The 18,436-nt window shown below is 71.0% G+C and carries 14 protein-coding genes and 2 pseudogenes; 6 read left to right on the top strand and 10 right to left on the bottom strand.

Annotation, left to right across the window (positions count from 1 at the left end; genetic code table 11):
* On the top strand, positions 1 to 580 hold a 580-nt coding region (locus ABZ281_RS09105), incomplete at its 5' end, for a phosphotransferase (RefSeq protein ID WP_356653620.1).
* Here the strand turns inward: ABZ281_RS09105 and ABZ281_RS09110 are convergent.
* Genes ABZ281_RS09110 through ABZ281_RS09125 form a run of 4 tightly spaced genes read right to left on the bottom strand, consistent with a single transcriptional unit; the run spans position 555 to position 4,495 of the window.
* Complete coding sequence (locus ABZ281_RS09110) at positions 555 to 1,331, bottom strand: succinate dehydrogenase/fumarate reductase iron-sulfur subunit (RefSeq protein ID WP_356653622.1); 777 nt, start codon at positions 1,329 to 1,331, stop codon at positions 555 to 557. The two genes, ABZ281_RS09105 and ABZ281_RS09110, sit on opposite strands and share 26 nt — an antisense overlap.
* Entirely contained in the window at positions 1,328 to 3,292 is a 1,965-nt protein-coding gene (locus tag ABZ281_RS09115; protein ID WP_356653624.1) for a fumarate reductase/succinate dehydrogenase flavoprotein subunit, read from the bottom strand. Before ABZ281_RS09115 ends, ABZ281_RS09110 begins: the two co-directional genes overlap by 4 nt.
* An 18-nt stretch (positions 3,293 to 3,310) precedes the next feature.
* Positions 3,311 to 4,147: a hypothetical protein gene (locus ABZ281_RS09120; RefSeq protein ID WP_184908850.1), complete on the bottom strand. Its 837-nt coding sequence runs from the start codon at positions 4,145 to 4,147 to the stop codon at positions 3,311 to 3,313.
* Between the two features lie 57 nt (positions 4,148 to 4,204).
* Positions 4,205 to 4,495, bottom strand: coding sequence for a hypothetical protein (locus ABZ281_RS09125; protein WP_031103292.1), 291 nt, complete (start codon positions 4,493 to 4,495; stop codon positions 4,205 to 4,207).
* Between the two features lie 288 nt (positions 4,496 to 4,783).
* On the opposite strand from ABZ281_RS09125, the gene ABZ281_RS09130 reads away from it, so the two are divergent.
* The 3 genes and pseudogenes from ABZ281_RS09130 to typA form a co-directional block, all read left to right on the top strand.
* Positions 4,784 to 6,931: an ABC transporter family substrate-binding protein gene (locus tag ABZ281_RS09130; RefSeq protein WP_356653626.1), complete on the top strand. Its 2,148-nt coding sequence runs from the start codon at positions 4,784 to 4,786 to the stop codon at positions 6,929 to 6,931.
* 113 nt (positions 6,932 to 7,044) lie between these two features.
* Positions 7,045 to 7,692, top strand: coding sequence for a hypothetical protein (locus ABZ281_RS09135; protein ID WP_356653628.1), 648 nt, complete (start codon positions 7,045 to 7,047; stop codon positions 7,690 to 7,692).
* Positions 7,693 to 7,859: 167 nt separating this feature from the next.
* Positions 7,860 to 9,629 (top strand): annotated as a pseudogene (gene typA, locus ABZ281_RS09140) (translational GTPase TypA); the annotation flags it as partial.
* Position 9,630: 1 nt separating this feature from the next.
* Here typA and ABZ281_RS09145 read toward each other — a convergent pair.
* The 6 genes and pseudogenes from ABZ281_RS09145 to ABZ281_RS09170 form a co-directional block, all read right to left on the bottom strand.
* Positions 9,631 to 10,125: pseudogene (locus ABZ281_RS09145) on the bottom strand (GNAT family N-acetyltransferase); the annotation flags it as partial.
* Positions 10,126 to 10,232: 107 nt separating this feature from the next.
* Positions 10,233 to 10,490, bottom strand: a complete 258-nt coding sequence (locus ABZ281_RS09150; protein WP_356653630.1) for a HypC/HybG/HupF family hydrogenase formation chaperone — start codon at positions 10,488 to 10,490, stop codon at positions 10,233 to 10,235.
* A 6-nt stretch (positions 10,491 to 10,496) separates the two neighbouring features.
* Positions 10,497 to 12,770: a carbamoyltransferase HypF gene (gene hypF / locus ABZ281_RS09155; RefSeq protein WP_356653632.1), complete on the bottom strand. Its 2,274-nt coding sequence runs from the start codon at positions 12,768 to 12,770 to the stop codon at positions 10,497 to 10,499.
* Positions 12,767 to 13,273: a hydrogenase maturation protease gene (locus tag ABZ281_RS09160; RefSeq protein WP_356653634.1), complete on the bottom strand. Its 507-nt coding sequence runs from the start codon at positions 13,271 to 13,273 to the stop codon at positions 12,767 to 12,769. Before ABZ281_RS09160 ends, hypF begins: the two co-directional genes overlap by 4 nt.
* Positions 13,274 to 13,419: 146 nt before the next feature.
* Complete coding sequence (locus ABZ281_RS09165) at positions 13,420 to 15,021, bottom strand: FAD-dependent monooxygenase (RefSeq protein ID WP_356653636.1); 1,602 nt, start codon at positions 15,019 to 15,021, stop codon at positions 13,420 to 13,422.
* On the bottom strand, positions 15,018 to 15,590 hold the full coding sequence (locus ABZ281_RS09170; RefSeq protein WP_356653638.1) for a hypothetical protein: 573 nt from the start codon (positions 15,588 to 15,590) through the stop codon (positions 15,018 to 15,020). Before ABZ281_RS09170 ends, ABZ281_RS09165 begins: the two co-directional genes overlap by 4 nt.
* 549 nt (positions 15,591 to 16,139) lie before the next feature.
* Here ABZ281_RS09170 and ABZ281_RS09175 point away from each other — a divergent pair.
* Entirely contained in the window at positions 16,140 to 16,625 is a 486-nt protein-coding gene (locus ABZ281_RS09175; RefSeq protein ID WP_356653640.1) for a hypothetical protein, read from the top strand.
* A 383-nt stretch (positions 16,626 to 17,008) separates the two neighbouring features.
* Positions 17,009 to 18,436, top strand: a 1,428-nt coding sequence (locus ABZ281_RS09180) for a GAF domain-containing protein (RefSeq protein ID WP_356653642.1), incomplete at its 3' end; no start/stop codon positions are given.

Genomic DNA, 18,436 nt, shown 5'->3' on the forward strand with positions numbered 1-18,436 from the left:
GGCCATGGAGCGGATGGCCGAGCTGCTCGCCACCCTGCACAGCCACACCGGTCCCCGGTTCGGGAAGGTCGCCGTCGTCGACAACGGCGGTTCCTCGTACGGCGATTCCTGCGAGCAGCGCATCACCGAAGGGGCCCTGCGCGCCGTGGCCGAAGCCGCCGCGCGCGAGCCCCGCGCCGCCGCCGCACGCCGGGAGCTGGAGGAGGAGATCCACGCCCTGGCCGCCGAGGTCCGGCCCCGCGACCGCCACACCCTCGTCCACGGCGAACTCGGGGCCGACCACGTCCTGCTCACGCCCGACGGGCACCCGGCGCTCATCGACATCGAGGGCCTGATGTACTTCGACGTGGAGCACGAACACGTCTTCCTGCGACTCCGCTTCGGCCCCCACTACGACGCGCTGCGCGCCACCGGCCTGGACGAGGCACGTCTGCGCCTGTACCGCCTGGCCATGCACATCGGCCTGGTCTCGGGCCCGCTGACCCTGATCGAGGGCGACTTCCCGCACCCGGGCCGGATGCGGGAGATCGCGGAACACAACCTCCACCAGGCGCTCAGCCTGCTGAAGAGCGCCTCCTGATCTTCGAGCCCAGCCACACCAGCGGGTCGTACTTGCGGTCGACCGCCCGCTCCTTCAACGGAATCAGCGCGTTGTCCGTGATCTTGATGCCCTCGGGGCAGACCTCCGTGCAGCACTTGGTGATGTTGCAGTAGCCGAGGCCGTGTTCGTCCTGGGCGGTGGTCTTGCGGTCCAGTCCCGACTCCGACGCCGCGTCCAGCGGGTGCATGTCCAGCTCCGCCACCCGCATCAGGAAGCGGGGCCCGGCGAACACCTGCTTGTTCTCCTCGTGGTCGCGGACCACATGGCAGGTGTCCTGGCACAGGAAGCACTCGATGCACTTGCGGAACTCCTGCGAGCGGTCCACGTCCTCCTGCATCATCCGGTACTCGCCGGGTGCGACCCCGGCCGGCGGCACGAAGGCCGGTACCTCCCTGGCCTTGGTGTAGTTGAAGCCGACGTCGGTGACCAGGTCGCGCACGACCGGGAACGCCCGCAGCGGCGTCACCGTGATGGTCTCCTCCCGGTCGAACACCGACATCCGCGTCATGCACATCAGCCGCGGGCGGCCGTTGATCTCCGCCGAGCAGGAACCGCACTTGCCGGCCTTGCAGTTCCAGCGCACGGCGAGGTCGGGCGTCTGGGTGGCCTGGAGGCGGTGGATGATGTCGAGCACCACTTCGCCGTCGTTGACCTCGACCTTGAAGTCCTCCAGGCCGCCGCCGCTCACGTCGCCGCGCCACACCTTGAAGTGGGCCGTGTAGCCGCTCATTCGTGGAGCTCCTCTTCGGCGAGGTACTTGACCAGCTCCTCCTTGTCGAACAGGGCGAGCAGGTCGTCACGGACGGGTTCGGTGGTCTCACGGGTGAGGGTGATCTGGCCGCGGACCGGGTCCGTCGCCGCCAGGCCGCCCGTGGGGTCGGTGAGCGCGCACAGCAGATTGATCCGCCGCCACGTGCGGTCCATCCCCGGATGGTCCTCACGCGTGTGCCCGCCGCGCGACTCGGTGCGTTCCAGCGCGGCTCGCGCCACACACTCGCTGACCAGCAGCATGTTCCTGAGGTCCAGGGCGAGGTGCCAGCCCGGGTTGAACTGCCGGTGCCCCTCGACCCCGGCCCGGCGCGCCCGGAGTCGCAGCTCGGCCAGCTTCTCCAGGGCCTGCTCCATCTCCGGCTCGCGGCGGATGATGCCGACCAGGTCGTTCATCGTCTGCTGGAGTTCCTGGTGCAGGGTGTACGGGTTCTCCGGCGGACCGCCCGCCGGCTCCTCGATCTCCGACTCGGCCGAGAAGGGCCGAAGCGCCTCCGCCGCCGCCGAGTCGATCTGGACGTCGTCCACCACGGGCCGCGCCCCGGCCGCCCCCGCCGCGTACTCCGCCGCGTGCCAGCCGGCCCTGCGGCCGAACACCAGCAGGTCGGACAGGGAGTTGCCGCCGAGCCGGTTGGAGCCGTGCATGCCGCCGGCCACCTCACCGGCCGCGTAGAGACCGGGCACCCCGCGCGCCGCCGCCGTGTCGGACTCGACCGCGATCCCGCCCATCACGTAGTGGCAGGTGGGCCCGACCTCCATCGCCTCGGCCGTGATGTCGACGTCGGCCAGCTCCTTGAACTGGTGGTACATCGACGGCAGCCGGCGCTTGATGACCTCGGCGGGCATCCGGGTCGACACATCGAGGAACACGCCCCCGTGCGGCGAGCCGCGCCCCTCCTTCACCTCGGCGTTGATGGCCCGGGCGACCTCGTCGCGGGGGAGCAGCTCGGGCGGGCGACGGTTGTGGTCCGGGTCGTCGTACCAGCGGTCGCCCTCCTCCTCCGTCTCGGCGTACTTGTCCTTGAAGACGTCGGGGACGTAGTCGAACATGAACCGCTTGCCGTCGGAGTTGCGCAGCACACCGCCGTCGCCGCGCACCGACTCGGTGACGAGGATGCCCTTCACCGAGGGCGGCCAGACCATGCCGGTCGGGTGGAACTGCACGAACTCCATGTTCAGCAGGGGGGCGCCCGCGAGGAGGGCCAGCGCGTGGCCGTCGCCGGTGTACTCCCACGAGTTCGACGTCACCTTGAAGGACTTGCCGATGCCGCCGGTGGCGATCACCACGGCGGGCGCCTCCAGCACGAAGAAACGGCCCGACTCGCGCTCGTAGGCGAACACCCCGCAGACCCGGCCGCCCGCGGCGGAGCCGCTGTCGGACACGGTCTTCAGCACGCGCGTGACCGTGCACTCCTGGAAGACCTTCAGCCGGGACTCGTAGTCGCCGGTCTCCTTGAAGTCCTCCTGCTGCAGCGCGACGATCTTCTGCTGGAGCGTGCGGATCAGCTCCAGGCCCGTGCGGTCGCCGACGTGCGCGAGACGCGGGTACTCGTGGCCGCCGAAGTTGCGCTGGGAGATCCGGCCGTCCTTGGTGCGGTCGAACAGCGCCCCCCAGGTCTCCAGCTCCCACACCCGCTGCGGCGCCTCCTGGGCGTGCAGCTCGGCCATCCGCCACTGGTTGAGGAACTTGCCGCCGCGCATGGTGTCGCGGAAGTGCACCTGCCAGGAGTCGTTCTCGTTGGCGTTGGCCATCGCCGCGGCGATGCCGCCCTCGGCCATCACCGTGTGTGCCTTGCCGAACAGCGACTTGCAGATCACGGCCGTACGGGCGCCCCGTTCACGGGCCTCGATGGCGGCGCGCAGGCCCGCACCGCCCGCGCCCACCACGACGACGTCCCACTCCTGCCGGTCGACCACGGACATCGATAAGGTCCCATCCCTCTAGAAGAAGCGCGGATCGTCGAAGGCACCGGACGCGACCAGGTAGACGTAGAAGTCGGCGAGCGCCACGCTCACCAGTGACGCCCAGGCGAGCTGCATGTGCCGGGCGTTGAGCTTCCCCGCCCACTGCCACATCCGGTAGCGCACGGGATGCCTGGAGAAGTGCTTGAGCTTGCCGCCGACGATGTGCCGGCAGGAGTGGCAGGAGATCGTGTACGCCCAGATCAGCACGATGTTGACCAGGAACACGAGCGTGCCGAGCCCCATGTGGCCCCACGCGTAGGTCTCGTCGCGGAAGGCGAGCACGGTGTCGTACGTGAGGATCCCGGCGACGAGGAGGGCGGCGTAGAAGAAGTACCGGTGGATGTTCTGCAGGATCAGCGGGAAGCGGGTCTCGCCGCTGTACTTCTTGTGCGGCTCGGCCACCGCGCAGGCCGGCGGGGACGCCCAGAAGCCCCGGTAGTAGGCCTTGCGGTAGTAGTAGCAGGTCAGGCGGAAGCCGAGCGGGAAGATCAGGATGATGATCGCGGGCGAGATGCCCCACCAGCTCCCGAAGATCTCCCAGTTCGGGCCGGACCTCATCGGCTCGCAGCGCTCCGCCAGGCAGGGGGAGTAGAAGGGCGAGACGTAGGGCGCCGCGTAGTAGTGGGCGTCGGCGAAGGCCCGCCAGGTCGAGTAGACGATGAAGGCGAGCAGGCCCGCGGCCGTGCCGGCCGGGGCCAGCCACCAGCGGTCGGTGCGCAGATGCGGGGCGGCGATCGCGGCGCGCGCAGCGCCCCGCACACCGCCGCTCTCAGGTCTGGGTTCGGTGGCAGGGGGTTCCGTACCAGTGGCCACGTGACGACTCCGGTCGGGTTCGGGGGAGGTGCCGGTCGCGCTCGACTCCTCCCCGGGTCAGGGAGCGCGCCGGTCCCGGGCGCCGAGCCCCTCGTCGTCCGAGTCGCTCCACAGGGCGGAGTCGTAGGGCGTGTCCGAGATGGTGACCAGCTCGGGGCGCTTCGGCGCGGCCGGTGACGCGGCGGCGTCGCGCAGCAGGGCGACGCTCTCGCGCAGATGGTTGGCGTCGGCACGGACGCGGCGCATTTCCAGGCCGCCGGTGCCGAGCTGCTTCTCCAGGCGTCCCAGCGATCGGAACACTTCGTCGAGACTGCGCTGGACTGACGTCAGTTCGTCGTGAACGGACATGACCTGCCCTCACTTCCGCGGGTCCTTCGTGGCCCAAGGCGGCAACGTTCATGCGCCTGCGAGTGTTGCGCGTCACACCTTGTGCTGTGAAGGGATGTGCATCGATTGGCCGAGGCGTGTGGGTGCACCGTGCGGTGCATTGGGCCGCACGGGTGACTTCCCGCCCGTGACCGCCGTGTCGCCCTGTGTTGCCGAACCCTTTCCTCTTCAGTGGCGGCATACATCAGATGAACTCCAAATACCGCCAAAAGTGATCATAACGCCCGCGGCTTCCCGGAGGTAGCACAGATGTCCCAGCACGGCGTCGGCCCGCGTGCGGTCATGCGCTCGGTCGCCTTCCTCACCGCGGGAGTGCTCGCGGTGCCCGCGCTCGCCGGATGCGGCTCCGAGGACCCGTCCGGCAAGCCGCTCGCCGGGCAGGACATCCAGCCCGCACCCCGCGACCGGATCACCGACGGAGGCACCCTGCGCTGGGCCGTCGACTCCGTACCCGACACGCTGAACACGTTCCAGTCGGACGCCGACGCCACCACCACCCGCGTCGCCCAGGCCGTCCTGCCGTCGATGTTCCGCATGGACGCCTCCGGCCGCCCGGAGCGCAACCCCGACTACCTGGAGTCCGCCAAGGTCGTCGACACCGAGCCCAAGCAGGTCGTCCTGTACAAGCTCAACCAGCAGGCCGTCTGGAGCGACGGCCGGGAGATCGGCGCCGCCGACTTCGCCGCCCAGTGGCGCGCCCTGTCCGGCAAGGACACCGCGTACTGGACCGCCCGCAACGCCGGCTACGACCGCATCCAGAAGATCGAGCGCGGCGACAACGCCCTGGAGGTCCGGGTCACCTTCAGCCGCCCCTACGCGGACTGGCGCTCACTGTTCTCGCCGCTGTACCCGAAGGACGTCATGGGCACCCCGGACTCCTTCAACGACGGGGCCCGCAAGAAGCTCAAGGTCACCGCCGGGCCCTTCACGGTGAAGAAGACCGACCGTGAGGACGGGGAGATCATCCTCGCCCGCAACCCGCGCTGGTGGGGCGAGCCTGCCAAGCTCTCCGAGATCGTGCTGCGCACCGTCCCGCGCGACAAGCGCGCCGCGGAGCTGGCCGACGGCACCCTCGACCTGGCCGAGATCGACCCCTCCGCGGCCCGCCGTATCACCGTCGCCGCCCGCCCCCACGCCTCCGGCAGCCCGCTGATGGGCCCGGGCGCCGACCGGTCCGCCGCAGACTCCCTGGAGTCCTGGGCCGTCGCCAACGGCTCCGACGAGGACGCCGCCGACGAGGAGACCGTCGCCCGCGAGAAGCTGCGCACGGCCACCGCCAGGTATGCCCGGCAGCAGCAGGCCCTCAGCGGCTTCGAGGTCCGCAAATCCCTGGAGCCGGCCTACACCCAGCTCGCCCTGAACGGCGCCGAGGGCCCGCTCACCGACGAGCGCGTCCGCAGGGCCGTCGCCCGCGCCCTGGACCGCAAGGAACTGGCCCAGGTCGTACTCAAGCCCCTCGGCCTGCCCGCCGTACCGGTCGGCAGCCACCTCGCCCTGTCCGGCCAGGCCGCCTACGCCGACAACAGCGGGGCCCTCGGCGGCCAGGACACCAAGGAGGCCCAGGCGCTGCTCGCGGACGCCGGGTGGGTGCGCGGCGGCCCGGTCAAGGAGGAGAAGAAGAAGGAGAAGGCCGCCGGCCCCGAGGGCGGGAAGGCCGACGACACCGGCGAGGACGACAAGGCACGCCGCGGACCCGACCCGGCCGGGCACCTCGCCCAGGACGGCAGGCAGCACGCGCCCGCGCACCAGGGCGGCGCCCCCGGCGCGTACGCCCCCAAGGGCACCGCCGCCCCGGCGAACCAGGAGGCCGCCCCGCTCGCCAAGAACGGCAAGCCCCTCACGCTCCGCTTCGTACTCCCCTCCGGACCCGGCTCCCAGACGCTGCGCACGGTCGCGGACCGCATCTCCCGCATGCTGGAGCGCGTCGGCATCACCACCGAGATCTCCAAGGTCTCCGACGAGTCCTACTTCAAGGACCACATCGCCTCCGGCCAGTACGACCTCGCCCTGTACTCCTGGCCCGCCACGGCGTTCCCCGCCACCGACGCCCGCCCCGTCTACGCCAAGCCCGTCCCGGCCGCCGACGGCTCGCTGAACGTCGAGCAGAACTACACCCGCGTCGGCACCGACCAGGTCGACCAGCTCTTCGACGAGGCCGTGGCCACCCTCGACGAGGACGAGTCCCGCTCGCTGATCCGCAAGGCCGACTCCCGCATCTGGGCCGCGGCCGGCTCGATCCCCCTCTTCCAGCGCCCCCAGCTCCTCGCGGCCCGCAAGAACCTGGTCAACACCGGCGCCTTCGGTTTCGGCACACCGGTCTACGAGGACATGGGCTTCCTGAAGAAGGGCGCGAAACCCGCGTCGGGCCCCTCGGCGAAGGGCTCGGCCAACCCGTAGCTCTGATAACGCTCAAACGCGTTGCCGTCCCCGCCCGGCGTCCGCACCATGAGACCAGCAGCGATCATGGTGCGGGCGCCGGGCGTCCGTGCACGGGAAACGGGAGCCGGCGGATGCGCGGCATGGTGGGGCGGGCCTGCACGGCCGGGCTGGTCGTCGGGGTGCTGGTGACGGGGCTGACGGCGTGCACGGGGCAAGCGGGCGGTGACGAGGCCGGCAAGGACCGCAAGATCGGCGAAGCTGCGGCGAAGGCCTGCGCGGACGGCACGTTCACCTGGTCCCAGGTCACGAAGCGGGACCGGCTGACCGGGGTCTCCGACCCAGAGCGTCTCGGCGAGGGCGGCGGCAGTCTGCAGAACCGGATGCGGCGGGTGTACACCCCCCGCCCTTCGGTACGCGCCGACGGGCCTGCCCCCTCCTCGGCGGAGATCCTCTTCTCGTTCGGCAAGAAGACCGGCGAGATCGACTCCGACGCGCGCACCCTGGCCGAGGCGGGCGGCGACACCTGGTCGTTCACCGACGTCCGGCTCCCGGCCCCCGACCTCGACGACGACCGTGTCACGCCCCACGCGGCGGGAGAGTTCGTCCAGTACGCGGGGGTGCGGGAAGTGTCGGCGGACTTCCGCTACACCTGCCCGGACGGCAGAACGGTCTCGGGCCACGCCCGGAACTGGACGGTCGACATCTCCGGCCTGACCGACTGTGACGAGCGCCCCGACTCGGCCCTCGCCCGGGAGGTCGCCCGGCGCGTCTGCGCCTGAGCAGCTCCCTGAAACAGAGCCTGACCTGCGTCGACGTAGCCCGGCTAACCCCTGCGGGCGCAGCCCCGTACCATGGGGTGAGGCCGTGGCACGTTCAGCCCGGCAGGGCCCGCGCACCGCAGACGTCCGCGCAGGGCATTCCTCATACTCCGGGAGTACGCCGCAATATGGCCACGCGCCACGACATCCGCAACGTCGCTATCGTCGCCCACGTCGACCACGGCAAGACCACCATCGTCGACGGCATGCTGAAGCAGGCCGGCGCCTTCGCCGCGCATCAGCTCGAAGGCGTCGACGACCGCATGATGGACTCGAACGACCTGGAGCGTGAGAAGGGCATCACGATCCTGGCCAAGAACACGGCGGTGAAGTACCACCCGAAGGATGGCGGCGACGTCATCACCATCAACATCATCGACACCCCCGGTCACGCCGACTTCGGCGGCGAGGTCGAGCGCGGTCTGTCGATGGTCGACGGTGTCGTCCTGCTCGTGGACGCTTCCGAGGGCCCGCTGCCGCAGACCCGCTTCGTGCTGCGCAAGGCGCTCCAGCAGCGGCTGCCCGTCATCCTCTGCATCAACAAGACGGACCGCCCGGACTCCCGGATCGACGAGGTCGTCAACGAGACGTACGACCTGTTCCTCGACCTCGACGCCGACGAGGAGCAGATCGAGTTCCCGATCGTCTACGCCTGTGGCCGCGACGGCATCGCCTCGCTGACCAAGCCGGACGACGGCACGGTCCCCGCCGACTCCACCAGCCTGGAGCCGTTCTTCTCCACGATCCTGGAGCACATCCCGGCCCCGACCTACGACGAGGCCGCCCCGCTCCAGGCCCACGTCACCAACCTGGACGCCGACAACTTCCTCGGCCGTATCGCGCTGCTCCGTGTCGAGCAGGGCGAGCTGCGCAAGGGCCAGACGGTCGCGTGGATCAAGCGCGACGGCACCATCAGCAACGTCCGCATCAGCGAGCTGATGATGACCGAGGCGCTGACCCGCAAGCCCGCCGAGAAGGCCGGCCCCGGTGACATCTGTGCCGTCGCCGGTATCCCGGACATCATGATCGGCGAAACCCTCGCGGACCCCGAGAACCCGATCCCGCTGCCACTGATCACGGTGGACGAGCCCGCGATCTCCATGACCATCGGCACCAACACCTCGCCGCTGGTCGGCCGTGGCGGCACCGGCAAGGGCGCCGACAACAAGGCGGCCGCCAAGGACCGCAAGGTCACCGCCCGCCAGGTCAAGGACCGCCTCGACCGCGAGCTGATCGGTAACGTCAGCCTCCGGGTGCTGGAGACCGAGCGGCCGGACGCCTGGGAGGTGCAGGGCCGCGGTGAGCTGGCGCTGGCCATCCTGGTCGAGCAGATGCGCCGCGAGGGCTTCGAGCTGACCATCGGCAAGCCGCAGGTCGTCACCAAGGAGGTCGACGGCAAGACGTACGAGCCGGTCGAGCGCATGACGATCGACGTGCCCGAGGAGCACATGGGCGCGGTCACGCAGCTCATGGGCGTCCGCAAGGGCCGCATGGACAACATGTCGAACCACGGCTCCGGCTGGGTCCGCATGGAGTTCGTGGTGCCGTCCCGCGGTCTCATCGGGTTCCGGACCGAGTTCCTGACCCAGACCCGCGGTACCGGCATCGGCCACTCCATCCACGAGGGCTTCGAGCCCTGGTTCGGCACCCTGCAGACCCGTAACAACGGTTCGCTGGTCGCCGACCGCTCCGGTTCCGTCACCGCCTTCGCGATGACGAACCTCCAGGAGCGCGGTGTGCTGTTCACGGACCCCGGCACCGAGGTGTACGAGGGCATGATCGTCGGCGAGAACTCGCGCTCCGACGACATGGACGTGAACATCACCAAGGAGAAGAAGCTCACGAACATGCGGTCCTCCTCGGCCGACTCGTTCGAGGCGATCGTCCCGCCGCGCAAGCCGGCCCCTCGAAGTGCCGTTCGGCGCGCAGTCCCAGGTCGGCGAAGACCTTGAGCATCTCGTGGTTCTCGGCGAGCGCGTCCGCGGTGAATGTCGTGATGCCGTGCGCGCGGGCCGCGGAGATCAGGTGCTCCAGAAGCAGGGTGCCCACTCCACGGTGGTGGCGGCCGTCGCTGACGGCGATCGAGATCTCGGCGCTGTCGGGCGTCTTCGCGTCGTCGATTTCGTACTCGGCGATTCCGATGATCCGGCCGCCGTGCTCGGCGACGAGCGTCCGGTAGCCGGAGCCGGCCGGCCGGGCGACCCGGGCGGCCGCCTGTTCGGCGGAGCGCCGGCTCACGGAGAAGAAGCGCAGCCGCAGGTTCGCGTCCGACATCTCCGTGTAGAACCGCAGGACGGCCTCTCGGTCGTCGGGTCCTGCGGGCCGTACGCTCACCGTCGTACCGTCGGTGAGCAGGGCGTGCACCCGTTCGCCGGATGCCGGGATGGCGGTCATGATGTGCCTCTCGTCGGCAGGTCTGCACTTTCAGCCTCGTCCGCGCGAAGCGGTGGGCCGATGGGCCGTTCGGGCACGGCGGTGGGCCCGACGGTCCCGGGCCGCCCTCACGGCAGTGGCTCGCCGAGCTCTGTCTCCACGGCGTCCGCCATCGCCCGCAGGACGTCGAGCGTGCGCCGCGCCTCGGCTTCGTCGACCTCGGTGATCGCGAAACCGACGTGCACGATGACGTACGCTCCGACACCCGCACCGGGTGTGTAGTCGAGGCAGGCCTCGCGTCGCACACCCCCGAAGTCGACGGTGGCCATGCGCAGCCCGGCGTCGTCGCGGATCTCCAGGACCTGTCCCGGAATGCCCAGACACATGACCGCTCACCTCTCCTTCGCGACCTGGGCGGCGGCCACCGCGGCCTGGCCGTAACTGATACCGCCGTCACCGACCGGGACCTCGCCGCCCACGAGGACCCGCAACCCCTGAGCTCGCAGCCTTCGACGCACCTCGACCAACAGCCGGCCGTTGACGAAACAGCCCCCGCCCAGGCATACGGTGCGCGGAGCGCCCTCCTCGACGGCCCGTGCGACGAGGTCGGAGGTGGCGTGCGCGAGGGTGAGGTGGAACGCGGCCGCAAGGTCCGGCACCGGCTCCCCGCTCGCCCGCCGCTCCAGCAAGTCGGCCACCGTGGGCGTTGAGTCGTACACCCACAGACCGCCCACCCGGACGATCTTGTGGGCGAGGGGTACGGCGTGTGCCGTACCGGCCGCCGCCTCCAGGCACACGGCCGCCTCGCCCTCGTAGCTGACAGCGTCCGCGAGCCCGAGCAGGGCGGCGGCCGTGTCGAACAGTCGTCCCGCACTCGAGGCGCGGGGACAGTTCACGCGGCGCGTGATCATCGCGCGCACGGCCGAGACCTCGGCCGGGTCGAGGAGATCGGTGAAGCGCCGGACAAGTCCGGGAGAGGGGCGTGGCGTGCCCAGGGCTTCGGCGTCCAGCAGATGGCCGAGGGCGGTGCGGAAGGGTGGCGTACCGCCGCGTCGCCGCCGGGCAGGGGCGCGGTCGCGAACCTGCCCACACGGCGGTAGCCGCTCAGATCGGCGACGAGGATCTCGCCGCCCCACAGGGTGCCGTCCTCCCCGAGGCCCCAGGCCGTCGTAGGCGATGCCGAGGAAGGGGCCCCGTACCCCGTGCTCCGCGGCGACAGCGGCCACGTGCGCGTGGTGGTGCTGGACAGGGATCCGGCGCAGGTGCCGGTCCAGCGCCCACTGCGTGGACAGATAGCCGGGGTGAAGATCGTGCGCGAGGATCTTGGGCTCGATGCCGGTGAGCCGTTTCAGGTCGTCGAAGGACCTGCGGAAGGCGTCGTACGTCGCCACGTCGGACAGATCGCCGGTGTGCGGACCCAGGTATGCCCGGCCGTCCCCGGCGAGCGTGAAGGTGTGTTTGAGCTGGGCGCCGAGCCCGGCCAGCGGCACCGTGACCGCGAGCGGCAAGGGCGCGGGTGCCAGGCCGCGTGCCCGGCGGACGGTGATCCGGGTCCGGTCCGCGATCCGGACCACCGAGTCGTCGTAGCGGGCCCGGATCGGCCGGTCGTGGGTGAGGAATCCGTCCGCGACGGAAGCGAGATCGCGATGTGCCCTGTCGTCCGCGATGGCGATCGGTTCGTCGCTGAAGTTGCCGCTGGTGACGACCAAGGGCCGGTCCACTTCGGCCAGCAGGAGATGGTGCAGGCCGGTCGTGGGCAGGAAGAGGCCGATCCGTGGGACTCCGGGAGCAACCTGTGGGGCGAGGGAGTGCCGTCCACGCCCCGCCAGCAGCGTCACGGGACGCGCCGGCGAGGTGAGCACCGCGCGTTCCGTGCCGCCGACCCGCGCCAGGTATGCCGCCGTTTCGATGTCCCTGACCATGACCGCGAACGGTTTGGCAGGACGGCGCTTGCGCCGCCGCAGCTCGGACACGGCGTCATGACTGTCCGCGTCGCACACCAGCTGGTAGCCGCCGAGTCCCTTCACCGCGACGATGCCGCCGCCGGCGATCGCTTTCACCGCCGCCCGCAGCGCGTCCTCGCCCCGCTGGTCGGCCCAGGCCAGTCGGGGGCCGCAGACGGGACAGGCGACGGGCTCGGCGTGGAAGCGGCGGTTTCCCGGGTCGACGTACTCGGAAGCGCATGCCGGGCAGAGCGGGAAGCGGCGCATGGTGGTGCGCACTCGGTCGTAGGGGAGACCCTCGATGATCGTGGCCCGCGGTCCGCAGTCGGTGCAGTTGATGAACGGATAGCGGTGGCGCCGGTCGGTGGGGTCGTACAGCTCTCGCAGGCAGGCGTCGCAGACGGCCGCGTCGGGCGGGACGTCGCGGGGCGCTGCCCGCACGGGCCCCGGGGCGCTGCGCCGTACGTGGAAGCCCTGGCGGGGGACGGCGTGCGCGGTGGACAGTCCGACCAGCCGGACGTCTGCCAGGGGTGGCGCCTCGGTGCGGATGCGGGTGGCGAACTCGTCGATGGCCCGGAGGTTACCCGCGACCTCGCCCTCGACGTGACCGTCCACGTTCGCCACCCAGCCGTCGAGTCCCAGGCTGACGGCGGTGCGGTACACGAAGGGCCGGAAGCCGACACCCTGCACCGTCCCGAGGACCCGGAAGCGCCGGACGCTCATGACGGGCCTTTCGCCCCGGCGACGCGGTGGCGGACGATCTCGTCCTCGACCGAGGCGACGAGCGACTCCACGACGCCCTCGACGGCGGGCGTCAGACCAGCGCCCACGGAGGCGTCGGCTCCCTCAACCGCGTACACGACGAGGCGCCCGGGCAGTCGGCCCAGAACCCTGGCGAGCCCGACGGCCTCACCGAGTCCGAGCCCGTGCGAGCTGGTGGTCGGCGGCTGGGCGAGACGCTCGGCGTCGAGCTCGATCCGGTGCACCAGGCCGGGACGCCCGGGCTCTGCGTACGCCGCGTCCACGACCACGGCCAGACCGGCGCCTTCCCACAGCCCGATCAGGCGGGCTGGAACACCGTCGCAGGTCGCGACCACAGTGCTGGGCGGGAGCGCACGGCTCTCGGCCCGCTCGAGCAGCCGGGCGGCGACGGCCCAGCCCACGCCGTCGTCCCGCCGGAACTCGTTTCCGACGCCGATGACAGCGATCCGCGTATGCGTCCCCATGAGTCCACGCTGCGCCCGTCCGGGTCCCCGTGCCCAGGGCCGAACGGCCCTCATCAGCGGTGTGGAGCCAGGGCGGCTCCGGCCGTGCCCCTCTCGGCGGCGGTACCGGTGGAGTGCTTGGTGAGCCAGTGACAGCGGTGCTCGGGTCAGCGGTCCGTGGACCCGACTGGGTGAGAGGCCACCGCACCGGCCAACGTCAGCCAGCCGAGCAGACCCGCAGGGTCGGCGGCCCCGCACTGGAAGCCGACATGCCCGTCCGGACGGACCGCAACCAGACCGCGGCCAGGGCTGTTCCCCAGGCGCAGCACGGTGACCTGGGCACTGGTCACCGCCTCCGGCGGCGGGGGGTCTGCGTCGCGCTGCACCAGCAGGAACACACCCGGGCCCGCCATGAGATGGTGCAGCCGCCCCGGGGCCCCTTCGAGGCTGACGGCTGCGTCCGGCACGCGGTCGCCAGGGCGGGGAGCACCGCGCAAAACAGGTGTTCCCTGTACCGACAGGGAGCTGTGCCGGTAGTTCACTCGTAGCTGCGAAACGACACGCACGGCCTCGGCGACCAGCCGGCGCCGCTTCAGCAGGGTGGGCACCACCGGGGCCGCGTGTGGGGCGGCCACTCCGCGAAGCCAAGAAGGGATCCGGCCGGTCGACGCCTCCGCCCAGAACGCCGCGTGTGTGAGGAGAAGCCGACGGTGGGCCGCCGCCCTTCGCTCCTCCTCGTAGGAATTGAGCAGAACATCGTCATCGAGCGACGTCGGAGGTCCCTGCTTGGCACGCGCCGCCGCGAAGGCGAGTTTCCAGCCGAGGTTCACTGCGTCCTGGATACCGGCGTTCATGCCCTGGCCGGTGGCCGGTGAGTAGTTGTGTGCCGCGTCCCCCGCGAGGAAGAGCCGTCCCCGGCGGAACCGTCGCGCAAGGCCGCAGCGCAACGGCACGCGTGCCGACCACGCCAGATGTTCGATCCGCGTTCGTGCTCCAGCTTCGTTCAGGAGCCGCTGGAGCTCGGCTTGCGGGACGCCGGGGCCGGGCTGGCCGAAGTCCTGTCCGGCCCCGCCATCGTCCGCCCGTGTCGCCAGCAGCCGCCAGGCGGCCTGCTCTCCGAGAGGAAAGAGGAACACCAGCCCGTCACGCCCGGCGAAGACCTGAGCGCCGGAGGGGCCTGCATGACTTGAGGGGCGCGACAGGTCGATGTCGGCGAGGACCACTTCCGCGGCATACGGCCTGCTGCGCCACTCAATGCCGGCACAGGCTCGCACGGTGCTGGCCGGGCCGTCGCAGCCGGCGACGCAGAGGGAGTGAGTCTCCTCCGTGCCGTGAGGTGAGCGCAGGACTGCCGAGGCGTTGCGATCGCCGTCGCGAGCGGTGACCAGCTCGGTGCCTCGCTCCACACGCACACCGCGGTCGGCAAGCGCCCTGGTCAACACGTCTTCGACGTCCGTCTGCCGCACGAGGGACAGATGCGGATACGCCGTCTCGGGGAGCTCGAAGCCGGCCAGCCTGGTGTCGACCACGCGGGAACCGAGCCGGAGGGCCGCCGCCGGAGCAGTGTCGGACCGCTCCAGCACGGCGTCTGTGACCCCGAGGGGACGCAGCACCTCCAGAGTACGCGGGTGCAGGATGAGGGCGCGCGAGGGCCGGAAAGGCTCCGGCCGCCGCTCGACGACCCGGACCCGCGCCCCGTGGTCATGGGCAGCCAGGGCCAGGGTGAGGCCGGTCGGGCCCGCCCCGACGACCAGCACGTCCACCGTCATGGTCGGGTCCCGCCCGTGACGCGCCACCAGCCCGGGGCGCCGTTCCCCGCCGCGGCCTCGACCAGACCGGGGTCCGACAGGACATCGTCGCGGCGTAGCCCTGGCAGCACGGTGTAGCGGATCGAACCGGGGACACTGACCAGAGCCAGGACCCGCCACAGTGAACGCGCGTAGTACTCGGCGCGCTGCGGATTGTCCCACTCGTACAAGCCGCGATAGCGGCCGTCCTCATCGTGCGCCAGCCACAACTTCGAGGTGAAGCCGGGGAAGCCCACGAACAGTGGGGTGTTGAGCAGGCTCTCTGCCCGGAAGAGTGCGTGCCCCGGGCCACGGACCAGGCGCAACCGGAAGACGACGACCAGCGTGCACGGATCCTTCGCCAGCCCGCTGCCGAGGCGGGTCTCCCGGTACACCCGGGCCGAGGTGCCGTCGGCGAAGCTGATGCGCGTTCCCACTCGTTCTCGCGGCAAGTGGATCCGGCGCCGGGCGAGCAGAGCCCAGCACGAGAGGGAACATGCGGCCACAGCTCGCCAGGCCTCAGCGAGGGCGAGCGGCTCTTGTTCGCTCATGATGGTCTCCTTGACCGAGACGAGACCCTGGCGGTATACGGGGCCACGCGGCGCCCGTGCCGGTTGAACACCAACAGCTTCGGCACTCGCGGGTTTGCGCTTCCAAGGCCCGTCGTATGCCGCGCGGGCCGCGGTGAGCCGTCGATGTCCACGGTGGCGGCGGGTTGTATGGCGGTCACCTCCGTTCCGGAAGAAGCTGGTAATGCGGTGGGTGGCCAGAGAGCTGCCGACCTGGTGGGTTCTCTCCTTCGAGGATCACCCCGGTGCCCGTCACCGTGCATGCGGGCGAAGGTATTCGTCCCGGGATTGTCGGTGGGTCACGCAAGTCCGGGCGTGCCGGGTCCTTCGGCCCTGTGACCGGGGCCGCTGCCCATTGATGATGGGCCTAAGTGGTGGACAACGGATCAGCGACTTGTCGGAGGCCGGCGCATGAGCACGAGAGGTTCGCCGTACACGTCGGGTCAGCCCCCGCCCCGTAAGCGCCACGTGGCAGTGGGGTCGAACCCGCTGAGACGTCCGTCCGACAGGTTCGAATCCTGGTTCCACCGCTTGCTGACGCTCGTCCTGGTCGTCGGCCTGCCGCTGGCCGCTGTCGGCGCGGGGCGGGCGGCCTACGAGTCGACCATGCGTACCGTGCATGCCCAGAGCGCGCAGCGACACGAGGTCACCGCCCGGCTGACCTCGAACGTCGCGGGCGACAGTGACGTGACCAAGGAGCCGGCGCAGGTCCGCTGGACGGAGCAGAACGGCACCGTCAGGACCGGAACCACTCTGGTGAAGCCTGGAACCCGCCTGGGCGCCACCCTCCAGATCTGGGTGAACCGGGATGGGACCATCACCAGTCCGCCGGCAAACGCGACCACTGCGTGGAGCAACGGCTTCTTCGTGGGCGGTATGGCAGCCCTCGGCACCGTCGTCGGCATCTACGCGGTGCGTGCGGCCGCCGGCCACCTCCTCGACCGGAGGAGGTATGCGCAGTGGGACGTCGAGTGGGACCTGGTGGAACCGAGGTGGTCCGCGCGATTCCGCCGGTGACGGGCGGGCAACATCCCCGACCGAGGGGTACGCGGCGAGCGTGAGGTGACCGTTTTACCTCATGCTCTCCGGGGCCACCCTGTCTTCCCATCGACCGACTACCTGCCGATACCGATGCCCTCGGCAGCAGTTCCCAGTACGGATCTTCCGAGCCGGCAGCGCTCCTGCGATCTGGACGCGCGGGACGCTGAGCAAACAATGCGCCGTCGAGAGGTCGGGCGGTCACCACGCCGTCGGGCGACCTCAGACGGGGGAGGCCGCGCGCGACCGCTGAGCTGGGCCGGGCTTCCGCAGCAACTCGGCGCGGAGGGCGCGACCCCACTATCGTGAGGCGAAGAAGGCGCCCTTCCGGGTGCGTCCGCGGGGACCGGTCGGAGGAGACGATGAGCGGGGAAGGACCCGGGCTTTCCGAGCAGCGGCTGCCCAAGCTGCGGCTGGACGAGCTGCTGGACGAACTCCAGGCGCGGATCGACGCGGCGCGCGGCACGCAGGACCGGGTGCACAGCCTGCTCGAAGCGGTGCTGTCGGTCGGCCGGGAGCTGGGCCTGCCGCAGGTGCTGCGGCGCATCGTCGAAGCGGCGGTGGTGCTGGTGGACGCCGAATACGGGGCTCTGGGCGTCATCGGCGACGACCGCATGCTCTCCGAGTTCCACATTGTCGGCATCAGCGGCGAGCAGCGGGCCCGGATCGGAGACCTGCCCAGCGGGCACGGCATCCTGGGCGAGCTGATCCGGCACCCGGAGCCGCTGCGGCTGGCGGAGATCTCCGAGCACTCGTCGTCGTACGGCTTCCCGCCTCACCATCCGCCGATGCACTCGTTCCTGGGGGTGCCCATCCGGGTGCGCGACCGGGTCTTCGGCAACCTCTACCTCACCGAGAAGCGCGGCGCGGCGGAGTTCGACGCCGAGGACGAGTCGGTGCTCTCCACGCTCGCGGTGGCGGCGGGCGTGGCGATCGAGAACGCCCGGCTCTACGAGGAGACGCGGCTGCGCGAGCGGTGGCTGGGAGCGAGCTCCGAGGTCACCCGGGCGCTGCTGTCGGGTGCGTCGAGCACGGACGTCCTCGAACTGATCGTGGAGCAGGCCCGGCAGATCACCGACGCCGACGTCGGGATGATCGCGGAGCGGGTGCCGGAGGAGAACGCGCTGCGGCCGCTGCTCGTTGTGGGGCTGGACGCGGACCGGCGCAGCGGTCTGGTGATGTCGGGGCAGGACGGGTTCGTGGCCGCCGTCCTGACCACGGCCGAACCGGTGGTGAGCACGGACATCCAGGAGGACCCGCGGATCAGCCGGGACGCCGCACAGTGGGCCGGAGTCGGGCCCGTGGTCGGTGTGCCGCTGGAGGCCGGCGGCAAGGCGGGAGGGGTGCTGCTGCTGGGGCGCAAGGTGGGCCGTACGCCGTTCACGGACACCGACACGCGCCCCCTGCTGGGGTTCGCCGGGCAGGCGGCGCTGGCCCTGGAGCTGGCCGAGGGGCGCCGCGACGCCGAGCAGATCGCGCTGCTCCGGGACCGTGACCGGATCGCCCGGGACCTGCACGACCTGGCCATCCAACGGCTGTTCGCGGCCGGGATGACCTTGCAGAGCGCCCAGCGCTTCATCGACCACCCGGAGGCCGAGGAGAGGCTGTCGCGGACCGTCGACGACCTGGACCAGACCATCAAGATCATCCGCTCCACGATCTTCGGACTGCGGGCACAGGGCGGCACCCGGGAGGGCAGCGGCCTGCGCGCCCGGGTGTCGGACGCGGTCACGGCGGCGACGTCGTCCCTCGGCTTCGCTCCCGCCCTGCGGATCGAAGGGCTGGTCGAC

Source organism: Streptomyces sp. NPDC006265 (genome assembly GCF_040613555.1).
Taxonomy (GTDB): domain Bacteria; phylum Actinomycetota; class Actinomycetes; order Streptomycetales; family Streptomycetaceae; genus Streptomyces.

Bases quoted from the DNA above. Each gene is read 5' to 3' on its own strand.
- ABZ281_RS09110 (WP_356653622.1), bottom strand. From the start codon at position 1,331: ATGAGCGGCTACACGGCCCACTTCAAGGTGTGGCGCGGCGACGTGAGC.
- ABZ281_RS09115 (WP_356653624.1), bottom strand. From the start codon at position 3,292: ATGTCCGTGGTCGACCGGCAGGAGTGGGACGTCGTCGTGGTGGGCGCG.
- ABZ281_RS09125 (WP_031103292.1), bottom strand. From the start codon at position 4,495: ATGTCCGTTCACGACGAACTGACGTCAGTCCAGCGCAGTCTCGACGAA.
- ABZ281_RS09130 (WP_356653626.1), top strand. From the start codon at position 4,784: ATGTCCCAGCACGGCGTCGGCCCGCGTGCGGTCATGCGCTCGGTCGCC.
- ABZ281_RS09135 (WP_356653628.1), top strand. From the start codon at position 7,045: ATGCGCGGCATGGTGGGGCGGGCCTGCACGGCCGGGCTGGTCGTCGGG.
- ABZ281_RS09150 (WP_356653630.1), bottom strand. From the start codon at position 10,490: ATGTGTCTGGGCATTCCGGGACAGGTCCTGGAGATCCGCGACGACGCC.
- hypF (WP_356653632.1), bottom strand. From the start codon at position 12,770: ATGAGCGTCCGGCGCTTCCGGGTCCTCGGGACGGTGCAGGGTGTCGGC.
- ABZ281_RS09160 (WP_356653634.1), bottom strand. From the start codon at position 13,273: ATGGGGACGCATACGCGGATCGCTGTCATCGGCGTCGGAAACGAGTTC.
- ABZ281_RS09165 (WP_356653636.1), bottom strand. From the start codon at position 15,021: ATGACGGTGGACGTGCTGGTCGTCGGGGCGGGCCCGACCGGCCTCACC.
- ABZ281_RS09170 (WP_356653638.1), bottom strand. From the start codon at position 15,590: ATGAGCGAACAAGAGCCGCTCGCCCTCGCTGAGGCCTGGCGAGCTGTG.